14 protein-coding genes are annotated in these 16,201 nt (G+C 49.0%); 1 reads left to right on the top strand and 13 read right to left on the bottom strand.

Annotated features, from left to right (window positions below):
* Nucleotides 1-38 precede the first annotated feature (38 nt).
* From rnz to mce, 5 genes are all read right to left on the bottom strand, one after another.
* A complete protein-coding gene (gene rnz, locus ACFO5U_RS04205) occupies nucleotides 39-986 on the bottom strand; it encodes a ribonuclease Z (RefSeq protein WP_377276964.1) in 948 nt (315 codons plus the stop codon).
* Nucleotides 986-2,233 (bottom strand): DNA polymerase IV, encoded by a 1,248-nt coding sequence (locus ACFO5U_RS04200; protein ID WP_377279452.1) that lies wholly within the window; start codon nucleotides 2,231-2,233, stop codon nucleotides 986-988. The genes rnz and ACFO5U_RS04200 overlap by 1 nt, the downstream gene beginning before the upstream one ends.
* Before the next feature lie 162 nt (nucleotides 2,234-2,395).
* Nucleotides 2,396-3,514: a M20/M25/M40 family metallo-hydrolase gene (locus tag ACFO5U_RS04195; RefSeq protein ID WP_377276963.1), complete on the bottom strand. Its 1,119-nt coding sequence runs from the start codon at nucleotides 3,512-3,514 to the stop codon at nucleotides 2,396-2,398.
* A gap of 119 nt (nucleotides 3,515-3,633) precedes the next feature.
* Nucleotides 3,634-5,175: an acyl-CoA carboxylase subunit beta gene (locus tag ACFO5U_RS04190; RefSeq protein WP_377276961.1), complete on the bottom strand. Its 1,542-nt coding sequence runs from the start codon at nucleotides 5,173-5,175 to the stop codon at nucleotides 3,634-3,636.
* A 15-nt stretch (nucleotides 5,176-5,190) separates the two neighbouring features.
* A complete protein-coding gene (gene mce / locus ACFO5U_RS04185; protein WP_377276959.1) occupies nucleotides 5,191-5,589 on the bottom strand; it encodes a methylmalonyl-CoA epimerase in 399 nt (132 codons plus the stop codon).
* Nucleotides 5,590-5,754: 165 nt separating this feature from the next.
* Between mce and prli42 the strand changes: the two genes are divergently transcribed.
* Nucleotides 5,755-5,850: a stressosome-associated protein Prli42 gene (gene prli42 / locus ACFO5U_RS04180; protein WP_215105470.1), complete on the top strand. Its 96-nt coding sequence runs from the start codon at nucleotides 5,755-5,757 to the stop codon at nucleotides 5,848-5,850.
* A gap of 123 nt (nucleotides 5,851-5,973) precedes the next feature.
* Here the strand turns inward: prli42 and ACFO5U_RS04175 are convergent, their stop codons facing one another.
* The 8 genes from ACFO5U_RS04175 to ACFO5U_RS04140 form a co-directional block, all read right to left on the bottom strand.
* On the bottom strand, nucleotides 5,974-6,966 hold the full coding sequence (locus ACFO5U_RS04175; protein WP_377276957.1) for an aromatic acid exporter family protein: 993 nt from the start codon (nucleotides 6,964-6,966) through the stop codon (nucleotides 5,974-5,976).
* Nucleotides 6,967-7,018: 52 nt separating this feature from the next.
* Complete coding sequence (locus ACFO5U_RS04170) at nucleotides 7,019-7,459, bottom strand: BrxA/BrxB family bacilliredoxin (protein WP_377276956.1); 441 nt, start codon at nucleotides 7,457-7,459, stop codon at nucleotides 7,019-7,021.
* Nucleotides 7,460-7,524: 65 nt separating this feature from the next.
* Complete coding sequence (gene meaB, locus ACFO5U_RS04165; RefSeq protein WP_377276955.1) at nucleotides 7,525-8,592, bottom strand: methylmalonyl Co-A mutase-associated GTPase MeaB; 1,068 nt, start codon at nucleotides 8,590-8,592, stop codon at nucleotides 7,525-7,527.
* Nucleotides 8,592-10,739 carry a methylmalonyl-CoA mutase gene (gene scpA, locus ACFO5U_RS04160; RefSeq protein ID WP_377276954.1) on the bottom strand — a complete coding sequence of 716 codons (2,148 nt, stop codon included), beginning with the start codon at nucleotides 10,737-10,739 and terminating at the stop codon, nucleotides 8,592-8,594. The genes meaB and scpA overlap by 1 nt, the downstream gene beginning before the upstream one ends.
* Nucleotides 10,740-12,434, bottom strand: coding sequence for a methylmalonyl-CoA mutase family protein (locus tag ACFO5U_RS04155; RefSeq protein WP_377276952.1), 1,695 nt, complete (start codon nucleotides 12,432-12,434; stop codon nucleotides 10,740-10,742).
* A gap of 98 nt (nucleotides 12,435-12,532) precedes the next feature.
* Nucleotides 12,533-13,867, bottom strand: coding sequence for a dihydrolipoamide acetyltransferase family protein (locus ACFO5U_RS04150; RefSeq protein WP_377276950.1), 1,335 nt, complete (start codon nucleotides 13,865-13,867; stop codon nucleotides 12,533-12,535).
* A 341-nt stretch (nucleotides 13,868-14,208) separates the two neighbouring features.
* Complete coding sequence (locus ACFO5U_RS04145; RefSeq protein WP_377276948.1) at nucleotides 14,209-15,192, bottom strand: alpha-ketoacid dehydrogenase subunit beta; 984 nt, start codon at nucleotides 15,190-15,192, stop codon at nucleotides 14,209-14,211.
* The gene (locus ACFO5U_RS04140; protein ID WP_377276946.1) at nucleotides 15,192-16,196 is read right to left on the bottom strand and encodes a thiamine pyrophosphate-dependent dehydrogenase E1 component subunit alpha; all 1,005 of its coding nucleotides are present in this window, start codon (nucleotides 16,194-16,196) and stop codon (nucleotides 15,192-15,194) included. The genes ACFO5U_RS04145 and ACFO5U_RS04140 overlap by 1 nt, the downstream gene beginning before the upstream one ends.
* Nucleotides 16,197-16,201: the final 5 nt, after the last annotated feature.

Genomic DNA, 16,201 nt, shown 5'->3' with positions numbered 1-16,201 from the left:
AGTATGCTATTCAACTATTAGGAAATGCCTGTTTGGTATTATTCGAGTTTCATGATGCGATGTTCTTTTTTGTTCCACCCGTACTCATCAAAGTCATGTGCGATGTCAGCATTTGGATGAATTTGACGCATTGCCGCGAGCAAGCCTTTCTCATCTTCCGGCATGAAGCGTGCGCTCAAATGATTGACTAACAGCTTGCCTGCATTGGCAGTTGACGCGACAGATGCTGCATCGAGCGTTGTCGAATGGCCGTATTCTTTTGCGAGTTTTTTGGTTTCGCCGTCAAACGTCGCTTCGTGGACGACGAGGTGAGCTTCTCTTGACAGTTCGACCGACTTGTTACAAAGCCGCGTATCCCCGAGAATGCTCACAGTGAATCCTTTCTGTGCAGCTTCAGTCACTTGCTCGGACTCGACCAAGCTTCCGTCAGGCAACACCACCGATTCGCCGGCTTTCAGTTTTGCGAGAAGCGGCCCTTTTGGAACGCCAAGTTCCCGAGCTTTGTCGATATCGAGTTTCGGCAGCAAATCTTTTTGTTCGATACGAAAACCGTATGTAGGAATGACGTGTTCCAACAGCCCTGCTTCGACTTTCATGGTGTCGTCTTCGAATACAATGCCCTCCGACACTTCATGAAAATGAATCGGATAAGTCAAGTGCGTGCGGCTCAACCTCAACGTCATCTCGACATACTCTTTCAAATCTTTCGGCCCGTACAAATCGAGTGGTTCTTCGCCACCTTGGAAAGAGCGGGATCCGAGCAGGCCAGGCAATCCAAACAAATGATCACCGTGCATATGGGAGATGAAAATCTTCTCGACTTTCCGCGGCTTGATCGACGTCCTGAGAATCTGGTGCTGCACTGCTTCACCGCAATCGAATAGCCACACCGTCCCTCTTTCTTCAAGCAATTTTAAAGCGAGCGCGGATGTGTTGCGCTGTTTGGACGGCATGCCCGCCCCTGTTCCTAAAAATACTACTTGCATTAGGGTTTCTTCCTCTCATGGTCGCTCAAAAAATCTTTGCTTAAACTTGTTTGGGCATCATGTGTCGACTGCCGGTAACCGAGGCCCCGCGAAACCGCACCTTTGCCGAAGCGGCTTTCCAGTTTCGCGACCAAATCCAAAATCGGTTCGTCTTTGGCATGTTCCTCAAAATTAAAAATCGATAATTGTTCTGTCATGTCGCCTTTGTCGACAACATTGGACACGGTCACTCCGACTAGACGCAGCGGTTCGCCGTTCCAATGCGCCTCGAACAGCTGCCAGGCATTTTGCAATATGTCGTGCTCTTTCCACACCGTATTGTTCAAAGTGATGCTGCGGGTGCGGTTTTTCCAGTTTGCACTGCGCGTCTGGATGCTGACGGTCGGTCCTGCCAAATTTTTTGCATGGAGCCTGGCCGCGACTTTCGTGCTCAATGTCCGGAATATTTTTTTCAAATTGTCCAAATCGGTTTCATCGATCGGCAAAGTCGTTGATGTGCCGACACTTTTTCGGTCGTAGATGGAATCGGGGTCTACTTCTCGATTGTCTTCGCCGCGTGCCCGCGCTTGCAGCCGGACGCCGTTTTTGCCCATCTTTTCTTTGACCAAGCCATCCGGTGCCTTCGCCAAATCACCGATTGTATAAAGCTTGAGCCCATTTAGTTTCGCCGCGGTGCTCTCGCCGATGCCATGCATCTCCACAAGTTTTCTCGGCCACAAAATACGTTGAATATCCCGTTTCCTGAGAATGGTGATGCCAAGTGGCTTTTTCATATCCGACGCTGTTTTAGCAAGGAATTTATTGGGGGCGATGCCGAGTGAACACGGAAGATCGAGTTCCACAAGAATGCGCTTTTGCAGCTCTTCCGCGATTTCCAGTGGATGCCGGTCACTCGACAAGGAAGTAACATCGATATACGCTTCATCAATCGACACCGGTTCGACAGCATCCGTATACGTCCGCAATATTTCGAACATCGCCCGTGACGCTTCGCGGTAACGATCGAAGTTCGGCGGCATGACGATCAGGCCCGGATACTTTTTCTTCGCCTCGTGCACTTGCATCGTCGTATAGATCCCGTATGCCCGAGCTTCGTACGAACACGTGACGATGATGCCGCGACGCTCTTTCGGATTGCCCGCAATCGCAAGTGCTTTTCCTTTCAGGCTTGGATCGTGCGCTTGTTCAACCGATGCATAAAAGCTATTCATATCAATATGGAAAATAACACGCCCAGCCATAGCCATCGCTTCGCTTTCCTTTTCTTTCAGTGTATCAAAAAATAGGCGAACAGGCATCCGGTTCCCCTTTTTGATGGGTTTTAAATAGTTTATGGTGTTCTTGTGAAAATGAAAAAATGCCCCGAAAAGCCATTTTCCAGGCTTTCCGAGACAAGTGGATCTAGATCATTAACGAATTGCTGCTTCTTTGACGATTTCTGCCAGTAGCTCGGTCAATTTTTCCAGCTCTTCGACCGGCATGCGCTCATTTTTAGTGTGTATTTCTTCATAACCGACACATAGATTGACCGTCGGGATGCCATGTCCATTGATGATGTTCGCGTCACTTCCGCCACCGCTTGTAAGGATAGGTGATGGACGGCCGATACGTTCTGCGGCAGTTTTTGCAATGTCGACGACTGGATCCATTTCATCAAAATGGAATCCAGGGTACATCAATTGCACGTCCGTTTCCGCACGACCTCCCATTTCTTCAGATACTTCCTTGAAGACTGTTTCCATATGGGCCGTTTGATTTGCCAATTTATCTTCGCTGATCGAACGGGCTTCTGATAAAATATGAACTTCGTCACAAACGATATTGGTCGCTTGACCGCCTTCGAAACGGCCGATATTCGCAGTTGTTTCCTCATCGATTCGGCCAAGCTTCATGCGGGCAATCGCTTTTGACGCGATGGTGATTGCAGAAATGCCTTTTTCAGGTGCAACTCCGGCATGTGCTGTTTTGCCGTAGATGGTTGTCCACAACTTCGCCTGGTTCGGTGCTGCCGTGACGATGCCCCCGACTTGACCGTCGCTGTCAACCGCATAGCCGAATTTAGCATTCAAGAGCGAGGCGTCGAATTCTTTCGCACCGACAAGCCCGCTTTCTTCACCCGCCGTAATAAGGAACTGGATATCGCCGTGCTCGATCTGCTCTTCTTTCAAGTGGCGCGCTAGTTCCAACAATGCCGCAATTCCGGCCTTATCATCAGCGCCGAGAATGGTCGTGCCATCAGAGTACACATAGCCTTCACGCACTTCGGGCTTGACGCCTTTGCCCGGCGTGACAGTGTCCATATGAACCGTGAAGTAAATCGCCGGTGCAGTTGATTTTGTTCCTGCTAGCGATGCGACGAGATTTCCTGCACCATGTCCGGTGCGCTGCTTGGAATCGTCTTCGACAACGGCAAAACCAAGCGCTTCGAGTTTGTTTGTTAAAATGGCAGCTATTGCTGATTCATCTTTCGTCTCGGAGTCGATTTGTACGAGCTCCAAAAATTCTTCCAATAATCGATCGGTTTTCATCAAAAAACTCCTCTTCTATTCCATTTGTCTCAACTTCTATTATAGACTTTTGCATGATTATCTTCATTCAAAGTGAATCGACCTCTTCCAAGTTAGGAAGAGATCGATTATGCAGCTGATTAAAGTGGCATATTGCCGTGTTTTTTCTTCGGGCGTTCATCTTTCTTATGGCGCATCATTTCGAGTGCTTGAATGAGCTTGATGCGTGTCTCGCGCGGGTCGATAACATCATCGACCATGCCCCGTGCAGCAGCGACATATGGATTCGCGAACTTGACGCGGTACTCCTCGATCTTCGCAGCACGCGTCGCTTCCGGGTCATCACTCGCCGCAATCTCACGCGCAAAGATGATGTTTGCCGCGCCATTCGGCCCCATTACGGCAATTTCTGCATTTGGCCACGAATAGACCAAATCCGCACCAATCGATTTTGAGTTGAGTGCGACATAAGCACCTCCATAGGCTTTTCGCAAAATAACCGTCATTTTCGGGACAGTCGCTTCCGAATAGGCATAAAGGATTTTCGCGCCGTGGCGGATAATGCCGCCATGTTCCTGCTTGATCCCTGGGAAAAAGCCGGTAACGTCTTCAAAAGTGATGAGCGGGATGTTGAAGCTATCACAGAAACGGATAAAACGGGCAGCTTTATCGGACGAATCGATATCAAGCCCTCCTGCCATTACTTTCGGCTGATTGCATACAAGGCCAACAGTCTCCCCTTTGATGCGTGCCAGTCCGATCACGATATTGCGTGCGAATTCAGGCTGCACTTCCATGAAGCTGTCTTTATCCACGACTTGTTCAACGACTTTGCGCACGTCGTACGGACGTATCGCTTCGTAAGGAACGACATCCGCTAAGTCCGGACGGTAATCATCTTCGTTATCCACTTCTAAACGCGGTGGCATTTCCTGGTTGTTTTGAGGCAAATAACTAATCAATTGACGCACCATTTCCAATACTTCCTGTTCAGATCCTGAACGGAAATGGGCGTTTCCGCTAATCGCGGTATGTACGCGTGATCCTCCGAGATCTTCGGATGAAATTTTTTCTCCGGTAACCGTTTCGATAACTTTCGGCCCCGTAATGAACATTTGACTCGTCTTATCGACCATGAAGACAAAGTCTGTAATGGCCGGTGAATAGACAGCGCCTCCTGCGGATGGCCCCATGATGACCGAGATTTGCGGAATGACGCCGGAATAAATCGAGTTGCGGTAGAAAATATGGCCATAGCCGTCAAGCGACAACACGCCTTCTTGAATGCGGGCGCCGCCGGAATCGTTCAATCCGATAAACGGTGCACCGTTTTTCGCTGCCATATCCATTACATTGGAGATTTTTTTGGCATGCATTTCCCCAAGCGCTCCGCCAAACACAGTGAAATCTTGCGAGAATAAATAAACTGGACGCCCGTTCACTTTACCGTAACCGGTTACAACGCCTTCCCCTGGGCCCTTAGCCATGCCGAAATCGGTCGTGCGATGTTCGACAAACGGGCTTAGTTCGACAAAACTGCCTTCATCTAGCAATAGCTCGATGCGTTCTCGTGCTGTTAACTTGCCTTTTTCGTGCTGCTTGTCGATTCGGGCTTCGCCTCCGCCAAGCTCGATTTCTCTTTTTCTGTCATACAACTCATTGATGCGTTCATAAATGTCCATTTCCCCACTCCTCTGTTACTTCTTTTCGCATAGTTCGTACAAAACACCGTGTGATGATTTTGGATGAAGGAATGCCACCATCGCCCCGCCGGCACCTGGTTTCGGCTCTTCGCTCAATAGCTGGACGCCGTTCGTCCGAAGTTCTTCCATGCGCTCTTCAATGCCCTCGACACCGAATGCGATATGATGGATTCCTTCCCCTTTTTTCTCGATGAACTTGTGGATTGGGCTATCTTCACTCATCGGTTCGAGCAACTCGATCTTGATGTTGCCGGCGTCGAGAAACGCAACTTTCACCTTCTGGCCTTCCACTTCTTCCACTTTCATCAAAGGACACCCAAGTGTCTCTGTGTAATAAGGCAGGACCTGTTCTAAATCTTTGACAGCGATTCCAATATGATCAACTTTCTTCATCCTTATTCACTTCCTTTTTTGGCTTCCTCCTTATTGTACCCATTCACCAGCAAAAACTCTAGTTGTTATCGAATATTATGAAAATGGCGATGTTGCCAGTTTAAAAAGCTTCAGAAATGTGGTATGATTGGCTGAAAGTCCAGTAATAAAGGAGCTATGCTATCCATGAGAAACCAAGCTGTCCGTAAAGTCATTGTCTATGCAATGGTCGGATTGATGCTGCTTTCGAGCCTAATGATGGGCTTGAGCTTCGTCATATAATTTGAATTCAACAAAAGAGCACTCGTAATCGCCGGAAAACGGCGTTGCGGATGCTCTTTTTTTCGGTTGCACAACTCACTATTCCCAATAGAAAAACCGTCAGGCAACATTGCCTGACGGTTTTTATACAGGCATTGCTTTCAGCCCTTTTTTATTGTGGAAGCCTTTATAGGTTTGCTTGATCTCCAAATAGGTTTCCATTTCCTGAATGATAGCGTTCAAGTCCGCCATCGCCAAAAACTTCTCATGCGTATCGGGCAGTGGCATTGCAGCGAAATTCGCTTTGACACGCTCTAGTTTATCGATGTAGTGATGGGCGGTATTACCTGAATGGACATGTTCCGATAAGTCTTCGAGGAAATCAGCGACCAATTGCGTTTGGCCGACAATGACCGGCAGTGCAGTGATTTTCGGTAAAATGCGTTCAATGATTTGGAGCTGCTGCTCGCGCATATCGAAATAGTGGTAATACTTATTTTCATGCCGCAACAAATGATTTTCAACATCTTGATAAGCAAGAGCTTTCGCTTTATCGAGCAATTTTTCCGCTTCCACCAATTCCTTGCCTGACCAGTCAGATTCCCCCTGGCGCAAGTAAATGGTGATTTCCTTGAACATGGATGAATACAAGCGTTCGATCTCTTCCCGGTAGCTGGCCAGCTTATTCTCAATGCTCGGCATATACATATTGACAAGCAATGCTGTTCCAAAACCGATCATCATCAGCATGACTTCGTTGAGAAATAGGGCTGCCGTCAGGTTTTTTGCGTCATACAAATGCAACAAAATCACCGCACTTGAGACGAAACCATCTGAAAAGCCCAAGCTTACCAAAACGGGGATAAACAGGATAATCATCAAGCCGAGCATCGCCGGAGAGTATGTGCCGAGTTCAAAAAAGACGAAGGCAAACGCAATCGCGATCATGCTTGCTACAAAACGTGAGAACGCCGCACGTACTGACTTTTTCTTGGTCGGTTGTATGCACAGGATTGTCAAAATACCTGCTGATACATAATATTCCAATCCGATCAGCTGTGCTAAGTAAATGGCGATAGCTGCGCCGAGTGCCGTTTTCATCGTTCGATAGCCAATTCGATATGGTTTCAGTTTCATAGCAGCCTCCCCGTAGAAATGAAAAAATGCCCCGCTGTGGGGGCATGTGTCATTACACTTCTTCGCAATGTTGTTCAAAAATCGATTGGATGTGCGTAATGACCGACATCGGATCGTGCCCTTCGATTTCATGACGGCCGATTTCATCCACTAATTTGCCATCTTTCAAAAACGCAAATGATGGGGAAGAAGGTAAATGGTCGTCGCCGAACAAATCACGAGCTTGTGCAGTCGCTTCTTTATCCTGGCCTGCGAAAACAGTAAACAAGTGATCCGGACGCTTATCGTAATGGATCGAGTGCAATGCTGCTGGACGGGCAATGCCGCCTGCACATCCACATACCGAATTGATCATGACAAGGCTAGTTCCGGATTTGGCGAAGGCTTCTTTCACGTCTTCCGCCGTTTGTAATTGTGTATAGCCGCCGTCTGCTAGTTCTTGGCGGGCTTGTGTAACGATATCATTCATCAGAAAGTTAAAATCCATGCTCATCTGTACCACTCCTTCATTATTGCTGTTCTTATCATATCAGGACAGCGGCACAGTTGCAAAAAAGCTTACTCGAACAACTGTGCGACTGCTTGAGACACTGTCAGCTCGTCGCTTAGTATGCGCTGTTCTAGTTTCTTTACCTGCTGTTTTCGCTGTGCGTCGCCGTAGAAGCACCCGAGCAGCTCATCCGTAATCATCGAGTGGAACCAATCTTGTGTCTGTTCTTGGCGCCGGGTGTCCCAATAACCGCTTTCTTTAACCAATTGTTCGAATTCCTGCACCATGTCCCATACCTCGCGGACACCGGATCCTTCAACTGAAGAGACCGCTAAGGGCCGTGTAGTCCATCCATCGGTTGCAGGCTGGAGAAAATGCAGCATCTGTTTGTATTCACGCACGGTCTTTTTGGCGAGCGGTAAGTTGTCCCGGTCTGCTTTATGGACAATCATGGCGTCTGCCAGTTCCAGAATGCCTTTTTTCATGCCTTGCAATTCGTCACCGGCCCCAGTCAACACGAGCAGGAGAAACATATCGACCATGCCGCGCACCAAAGTTTCGCTTTGGCCGACGCCGACTGTTTCGACTAATATGACATCATATCCGGCCGCTTCGCATAAAAGCATCGTTTCTCGGGTTTTTTTATGGACACCGCCGAGCGTACCAGCCGTCGGGGACGGCCGAATGAATGCTTGTGGATTTCTTGCCAGTTCCTCCATGCGCGTTTTATCACCGAGTATGCTGCCGCCGGTACGTGAAGAGCTTGGGTCGATCGCAAGCACGGCGACGCGATGGCCAAGTTCAGTCAGCATCGTCCCGAAAGTTTCGATAAACGTGCTTTTTCCTGCTCCTGGAACGCCCGTGATGCCGATACGGATACTGTTGCCGGTTTTCGGCAATAATACATTCAATAGTTGCTGGCCGCGCTGTTTATGCTCCGGATTGGTGCTCTCAAGCAATGTGATCGCTTTGCCGAGGTGCAGACGCGAACCGCTTTCGACGCCGCGCGCGAGCTCATCCAAATCAAACTGGCTGTTTGCGGGCTTTTTGAATTTTTTTCTCGGCACAGATTTCATGCCGTCATGTGCATCCGAGACTCCCGACATGACCTGCCTGGACTGCTTGTCGCGGTCCATCAGTTCACCTCTTCCTCGTAACCGAGGCGCGCATAAATTTCTTCGATGACTTTTTGCGCAGCGACCGGTATGACCGTTCCCGGCCCAAAGATGGCGCTCGCCCCATTATTGCGCAGGAATTCATAATCCTGTGCCGGAATGACGCCGCCGACGACGATCAAAATATCTTCACGCCCGACTTTTTTCAATTCAGCCGCAAGGTCCGGAACAAGTGTCATATGCCCCGCTGCAAGCGAACTGACGCCGATGACGTGGACGTCATTTTCTGCAGCCTGCTGCGCCGTCTCTGCAGGAGTTTGGAACAACGGTCCGATATCGACATCAAAGCCGAGATCCGCGAATGCGGTCGAGATGACCTTCGCTCCACGGTCATGACCGTCTTGGCCCATTTTGGCGATTAAAATACGCGGCCGGCGACCTTCATTTTCAATGAATTCTTCTGTCATTTGCTTGACGACCTGCATTTCTTCCTGGTTTGAGAAGTTTGAACTGTATACGCCGCTCACAGATCGAATCACCGCCTTATGTCTGCCGGATGCTTTTTCGATAGCATCCGAAATTTCACCGAGCGAAGCCCGGTGGCGTGCTGCTTCGATAGCGCAAGCAAGAATATTGTCTTCACCGCTTTGAGCAGCATTCGTCAATTCCGCCAACGCTTTGTCAACTTTTTTCTGGTCGCGCGCATCGCGCATTCTATCCAAACGCTCGATTTGCTTTTTGCGCACCATCGTATTATCGATATTTAAAATGTCGATTGGGTCTTCTTGTTCAAGACGATAGCGGTTGACACCGATAATCGTCTCTTCATTCGAATCGATTTGGGCTTGTTTTTTTGCCGCCGCTTCTTCGATGCGCATTTTCGGCAAGCCGGTTTCGATCGCTTTCGCCATACCGCCGAGTTCTTCGACTTCTTCGATCAAAGTCCAAGCTTTTTCCATCAATTCTTCAGTCAGCTTTTCGACATAATAGGAGCCGCCCCAAGGATCGATCGTGTTGGTCATCAAGGTTTCTTCCTGTAAGAACAATTGCGTATTACGCGCAATGCGTGCCGAGAAATCGGTCGGCAAGGCAATCGCTTCATCGAGTGCGTTCGTGTGCAGGGATTGGGTATGGCCCATTGCCGCTGCATTCGCTTCCAGAAGCGTACGGGTCACATTATTGAACGGATCTTGTTCCGTCAAGCTCCAGCCGGAAGTTTGGGAATGCGTGCGGAGCGCCAGTGATTTCGGGTTTTGCGGCTCGAAGCTCTTCATCATCTTGGCCCAAATTTCGCGGCCTGCACGCATTTTCGCCACTTCCATAAAGTAATTCATGCCGATGCCCCAGAAAAAAGACAAACGCGGGGCGAAATGATCGATTCCGATGCCTGCATCGAGTCCTGTACGGACATATTCCAATCCGTCTGCGAGCGTATAAGCAAGTTCGATATCTGCTGTAGCTCCCGCTTCTTGGATATGATAGCCGGAAATGGAAATCGAATTGAATTTCGGCATATGGTCGGATGTATATTTAAAAATATCTGCGATGATCTGCATCGACATGGCTGGAGGATAGATGTACGTATTGCGTACCATGTATTCTTTTAAAATATCGTTTTGGATCGTACCGGCAAGTTGCTCAGGCGATACGCCTTGTTCTTCTGCTGCCACGATAAAGAATGCCATGATCGGCACGACTGCACCGTTCATCGTCATCGATACCGACATCTGGTCAAGCGGGATGCCGTCGAACAAGATTTTCATGTCTTCGACGCTGTCGATGGCCACACCCGCTTTCCCGACATCTCCTACAACGCGTGGATGATCGGAATCATAGCCGCGATGTGTCGCAAGATCGAATGCGACCGATAAACCTTTTTGCCCCATCGCCAAATTGCGGCGGTAGAACGCATTGCTTTCTTCGGCTGTCGAGAATCCGGCATATTGACGCACTGTCCAAGGACGGGACACAAACATAGTCGGATATGGCCCACGGACGTTCGGAGCCATTCCAGGCAAACTCGACTGTGGTTTGTTCAAATCTTTGGATGTGTAAAACGGTTTAACGGCAATTCCTTCGTTTGTCATAAAAGCGCTGTCGTCGCGTTCAGCCATTTGCACAGGATTCAGCTTATTCACATCTACACTTTTGAAATTAGGTGTCGTCATTTATAGCGCCTCCTTTCCAAGCGATAAAACATCTTTCAATTTATCGATCAAAGGTTTTCCGGTATGGAGTGTATCCCGGACGCCATGAACTTGCCAGCTCGCTAACGTCTCGCTGTCCAATTTTCCGGCGACATCGATAGCTGTTTGCGGCTTCAAGCCAGGAACGATTTTATCCAAAGTTTCTTGACTGCCGCACAGTACCGCATAATCAAGTTCTTCCGAATGGATAAAGCGATTGACTTCATCTGCAGACGATAGATAAGGGCTGATTTCCGGCTCGATTCCGGCAACCGAAAGGAAACCTTGCACAAAGTCTACCTGCGGTTTAACCGCTTTCAAAGGCTCCAACAGAATGATGGCCGATTTGATTGTCGTTTCACGGCTTTGTGCGCGCAGCTTCTCAAAAGGAGTGGCCAAGCGTTTAGCTGTCATATATTCCAAATGCGCAGGGTCGATTTTGGCGTCTTTTACCGGTTCTTGCGGATTGGCGTAAACATTCGTTCCGATCAATGAAGTTTTGCGTTTTGCCACCTGCTGCTCGCGTTCAAGCCATTTTGCTTGGATATCATCGGTGAGCCAACCCGTGCGTTTCACTTCGGAATAACCGCCCGCATCTTGGATTTCGCAGAAATAATTCCATGCAGCTTCAACGTATTGCCGCGTCAAACTCTCGATGAAATAAGAACCGCCTGCAGCATCAGTTACATGCGAAACATGGGATTCTTCTTTGATGACTAGTTGAACATTACGGGCAATGCGTCGGCTAGAAGGCGTCGGAACCGTCAGGAAATCGTGAGGATGCACCGTGTGCCCATCTGTTCCAGCCAATACGGCCGAGAAAGTGGCATTGCCGGCGCGCAATAAATTGACATAAGGATCCAATTTGGAATATGAGCGCACTGACGTTTCCGTGAAAATCGGAATGCGTGGTGACTGCTCTCCGTATGCAGAACCAAATGCTTGCCACAATACACGGAATGCGCGCAGTTTGGCGATTTCCTGGAAGAAATGTGTATCGACCGCAAAGCGCACCCAGAACTGATCGGCTGCTTGATGGAAAGATTGTTCTTTCAACGTTTCAGCCATCATACTCAGCGCGACCCCGAGTTCATGGATAATGGTGCCGCCAGCGTTATGCGTCGGCAATGTATCAATTAATTGGGTGCGTACCTTGGGTGGCGCCTCGATAGTTCCAGCCCCATGTATAACCCCCTGCACTTGTTCTTGTTGCTCGGTCGTCAGCATTTTAAAAACACGCAAAATCGGGTCCTGTTCTTCGATTATTTTAAAATAAATCGGATATCGGGCGATCAACGCCGCCAATTCTTCGAGTTGCGCATCGGACCAGTCGAATGGATGGGCACTTGTATAGACGATTGCCTCATTGCCTCGCGCCAAATCGTCTTTTGTCAACGTTAAGAATGTTTCGGCATCGTCTGCCGCGATTTCTTGTGCAACGATCCAAGAAGTCTGGAACTTGCCGCTCTGCACTGTGGCCGTTTGTGCATCCACATCGGATACTGTGCGCTCCAACATGCTTTCTGTATAAAGGGGTTCGAGAGTGATGTCTTCAATTGTTGGCGTTTTCATTACCTTGTCGAAATCTTTTCCTTTGAGCGCAGCTTGTGCCGCTTGTTTCCATTCGTCGTATGTATGTTCCGGAAACTGGATGTTTTTCATCGATTCAATCGTCAAACTGTTCCCTCCTCAATGCTTTCTATTTCCAGTTTACCTGACACAGCGGGTTACTGAAAGAAAAAAAAGCTTGAAGTCCGAAGACTCCAAACTTTTCATTAATAGACAGAAGTGTTTTCTTTGTTCATTTTCTCGAGGATTTCTTTGACGCGTGCCAAGAACTGGCCGCAGACAAGTCCGTCAAGAACACGGTGATCGAGTGACAAGCATAGGTTCACCATGTCGCGTGCTGCAATCATGCCGCCATCCATGATGACCGGGCGTTTGATAATCGATTCGACTTGCAAAATTGCTGCTTGCGGGTGGTTGATGATGCCCATCGATTGGACGGAACCAAACGAGCCTGTGTTGTTGACCGTGAACGTGCCGCCTTGCATATCGGCAGACTTCAACTTGCCTGTACGCGCTTTTTGCGCCAATTCGTTGATTTCGCGGCCGATGCCTTTAGCTGATTTTTCATCAGCATTTTTGATGACCGGAACGAACAATGCATTGTCTGACGCGACAGCGATCGAGATGTTGATGTCTTTTTTCTGGATGATCTTATCTCCAGCCCACATGGAATTCATCATTGGGAACTCTTTTAATGCTTGTGAAATGGCTTTGACGAAGAAAGCGAAATACGTGATGTTGAAGCCTTCTTTTTTCTTGAAGTCGCCTTTGATCGAATCGCGGAATTGCGCAAGATCCGTTACGTCGACTTCAATCATCATCCAAGCGTGCGGTGCTTCGTGCTTGCTCTTGAGCATGTTCGCTGCAATCGCTTTGCGCACGCCAGATACCGGAATCTCAATATCTCCTGGTGCCGATTCGATCGGCGCTTGTTTGGCCGCCGGTTGTTTCGGTGCTTCAGGCGCTGATTCTTGGACAGGTTCAGCAGCTTGTGGCGCTTGTTCTTGCTGGTCACCAGCTTGCGGGATGTTGCCGCTGTCGATCAATTGCATCAAATCTTTGCGTGTGATGCGTCCTTCGTTTCCGGAGCCTTCCACTTGGTTCAAATCGATGTCGTGTTCTTGTGACAAACGAAGAACAGCTGGTGAATAACGTGCTTTGCCGCCTTGTGGCTTCGCTGGTTTTGCAGAACCTTGTTGTCCTTCGAGGTTTTTCGTCGGTTTGGCTCCTGCAGCCGGCATTTCATTCGCTTTTTCGCCTTCAGCTGGTTTGGCTTCTTCTACTGGTGCAGAATCGCCGCCTTCTGTTTCAATTGTGCAGACGATCTCGCCCACTTCCAAAGTTTCACCTTCAGCGGCGATCAATTCCTTGATCGTGCCGGTAAATGAAGATGGGACTTCCGCTGTTACTTTATCCGTATTTACTTCAGCCAGCGGGTCGTATTTATTGACGTGGTCGCCTGGCTGAACAAGCCATTTTTCGATTGTGCCCTCAGTGACACTCTCGCCGAGCTGAGGCATCGTAATTTTTTCAATAGCCAAAGGGATTCCTCCTTTTCAATCTGTAGTGCGCGTATTCATTTATGAAAGTAAGGCATGGATGTATTGTCAGAGCAAAACGGCTGTTTCCGCTTTTCTTTATGTCTAGCTCCAACAGCCAGCTTCTTGGGTCATAAGCCGCCTCGGCTGTGTGGCAAAGAGCGCCACTTCGCCGGTTCGTCTTATGCCTGTCGAAGCTAAACGGCTGTTTCCGCTTTTCTTTGTGTCTAGCTCCAACAGCCAGCTTCTTGGGTCATAAGCCAGGCTGACTGTGCGGCAAAGAGCGCCGCTTCGCCAGCCTGTCTTATGCCTGTCGAACCTTAACGGCCATTTCCGCTTTTCTATTAATACTCCGCGAGTTCTCTCATGGCTTTTTCGACTTTGTCTGGGTTGATCATGAAGAATTTCTCCATGGTCGGTGCGTATGGCATTGCCGGGATGTCCGGTCCGGCTAGGCGCTTGATTGGTGCATCGAGGTCGAATAGGCAGTTTTCAGCGATGATCGCTGCGACTTCGCCGATGATGCTGCCTTCTTTATTGTCTTCCGTGACGAGCAAGACTTTTCCGGTCTTTTTCGCAGCTTCGATGATGCCTTCTTTGTCTAGCGGATAAATGGTGCGCAAGTCCAAGATGTGGACTGAGTAGCCATCTTCTGCCAAGCGCTCTGCCGCTTGCAATGCGAAATGGACAGCTAAACCGTATGTGATGACAGTGATGTCTTCACCTTCGCGTTTGACATCCGCTTTGCCGATTTCGATCGTGTAATCCTCTTCTGGCACTTCGCCTTTGATCAGACGGTATGCACGTTTATGTTCAAAGAACATGACCGGATCGTCGTCGCGAATGGCTGCTTTCAACAAGCCTTTTGCATCATATGGCGTGGATGGGATAACGATTTTAAGACCTGGTTGGTTGGCGAATACCGCTTCTACTGATTGGGAATGGTAAAGCGCGCCGTGAACGCCGCCTCCGAATGGTGCACGGAAGACGATCGGGCAAGACCAGTCGTTATTTGAACGATAACGGATGCGTGAAGCTTCCGAGATGATTTGGTTGACTGCCGGCATGATGAAATCGGCAAATTGGAATTCTGCGATCGGGCGCAAACCATACATCGCTGCACCGATGCCGACTCCGGCAATAGCTGACTCGGCAAGCGGCGCATCGAGAACGCGGTCTTCGCCGAATTCATCGTAAAGGCCTTGCGTTGCTTTAAACACGCCGCCTTTTTTCCCGACATCTTCCCCTAGTACGAAAACGTTTTCGTCACGTGCCATTTCTTCTTTCATGGCAAGCGTGATGGCATCGATATAACTCATAACGGCCATTATTCGTTTCCTCCTTTTTCAGCATAAACGTATTTCATCGCGCTTTCTGCTGGTGCATATGGTGCATTTTCCGCATAATCCGTCGCTTCGTTGACGAGGACCATGATGCGGTCATTGATTTCTTTCTCAAGTTCATCGTTCATGATGCCATGTTCTTTTAAATAAGCACCGAACAACAAGATCGGGTCTTTTTCTTTTTGCGCAGCGAGTTCGTCGGCTGAACGATATTGGCGGTGGTCATCATCAGATGAGTGGGCCGTCATGCGCTCGGAAACCGTTTCGATCAGGCTCGGGCCTTCACCGCGGCGTGCGCGATCTGCCGCTTCTTTGACGTGCTTATATACTTCGATTGGGTCATTGCCGTCGATCGTCACACCCGGCATGCCGTAGCTTGCTGCGCGGTCCGAAACGTTTTTGCTCGCCACTTGGCGTTCGTAAGGAACGGAAATCGCATAGCGGTTGTTTTCGACCATCGTGATGACCGGCAATTTATGGACGCCTGCAAAGTTCAAGCCTTCGTGGAAATCACCTTGGTTGGAAGAACCTTCACCTAGTGTATTGAATGTAATGAAATCCTGCTTTTTCATTTTTCCTGCCAACGCAACACCGACTGCGTGCGGCAATTGAGTCGTTACCGGAGATGAGCCCGTCAAGATGCGGTTTTTCTTCTGCCCGAAATGTCCAGGCATCTGGCGCCCTCCTGAGTTTGGATCTTCCGCCTTAGCGAATGCCGACAACATCAATTCTTTCGGTGTCATTCCGAAGTGCAATACAACACCAAGGTCACGGTAATATGGTGCCACATAATCTTTCGTGTTATCGAGAGCATATGCTGCGCCAACTTGTGCCGCTTCCTGGCCTTGGCAAGAGATGACGAATGGAATCTTACCTGCACGGTTTAAGAGCCACATGCGTTCATCGACACGGCGCGCTGTCATCATCGTTTCATAGATGTTCAATAAGTCTTCATTAGTCAATCCTACTTCTTCGTGTTTCGTAGCCATTGAAA

The sequence above is a fragment of the Planococcus dechangensis genome, assembly GCF_042654465.1.
Classification (GTDB): Bacteria; Bacillota; Bacilli; order Bacillales_A; family Planococcaceae; genus Planococcus; species Planococcus dechangensis.
Note: the sequence above shows the minus strand (reverse complement) of the source record. Positions and strands in the feature narration are given on the sequence as shown.

Bases quoted from the DNA above. Each gene is read 5' to 3' on its own strand.
- rnz (WP_377276964.1), bottom strand. From the start codon at position 986: ATGCAAGTAGTATTTTTAGGAACAGGGGCGGGCATGCCGTCCAAACAG.
- ACFO5U_RS04200 (WP_377279452.1), bottom strand. From the start codon at position 2,233: ATGGCTATGGCTGGGCGTGTTATTTTCCATATTGATATGAATAGCTTT.
- ACFO5U_RS04195 (WP_377276963.1), bottom strand. From the start codon at position 3,514: ATGAAAACCGATCGATTATTGGAAGAATTTTTGGAGCTCGTACAAATC.
- ACFO5U_RS04190 (WP_377276961.1), bottom strand. From the start codon at position 5,175: ATGGACATTTATGAACGCATCAATGAGTTGTATGACAGAAAAAGAGAA.
- mce (WP_377276959.1), bottom strand. From the start codon at position 5,589: ATGAAGAAAGTTGATCATATTGGAATCGCTGTCAAAGATTTAGAACAG.
- prli42 (WP_215105470.1), top strand. From the start codon at position 5,755: ATGAGAAACCAAGCTGTCCGTAAAGTCATTGTCTATGCAATGGTCGGA.
- ACFO5U_RS04175 (WP_377276957.1), bottom strand. From the start codon at position 6,966: ATGAAACTGAAACCATATCGAATTGGCTATCGAACGATGAAAACGGCA.
- ACFO5U_RS04170 (WP_377276956.1), bottom strand. From the start codon at position 7,459: ATGAGCATGGATTTTAACTTTCTGATGAATGATATCGTTACACAAGCC.
- meaB (WP_377276955.1), bottom strand. From the start codon at position 8,592: ATGGACCGCGACAAGCAGTCCAGGCAGGTCATGTCGGGAGTCTCGGAT.
- scpA (WP_377276954.1), bottom strand. From the start codon at position 10,739: ATGACGACACCTAATTTCAAAAGTGTAGATGTGAATAAGCTGAATCCT.
- ACFO5U_RS04145 (WP_377276948.1), bottom strand. From the start codon at position 15,192: ATGGCCGTTATGAGTTATATCGATGCCATCACGCTTGCCATGAAAGAA.
- ACFO5U_RS04140 (WP_377276946.1), bottom strand. From the start codon at position 16,196: ATGGCTACGAAACACGAAGAAGTAGGATTGACTAATGAAGACTTATTG.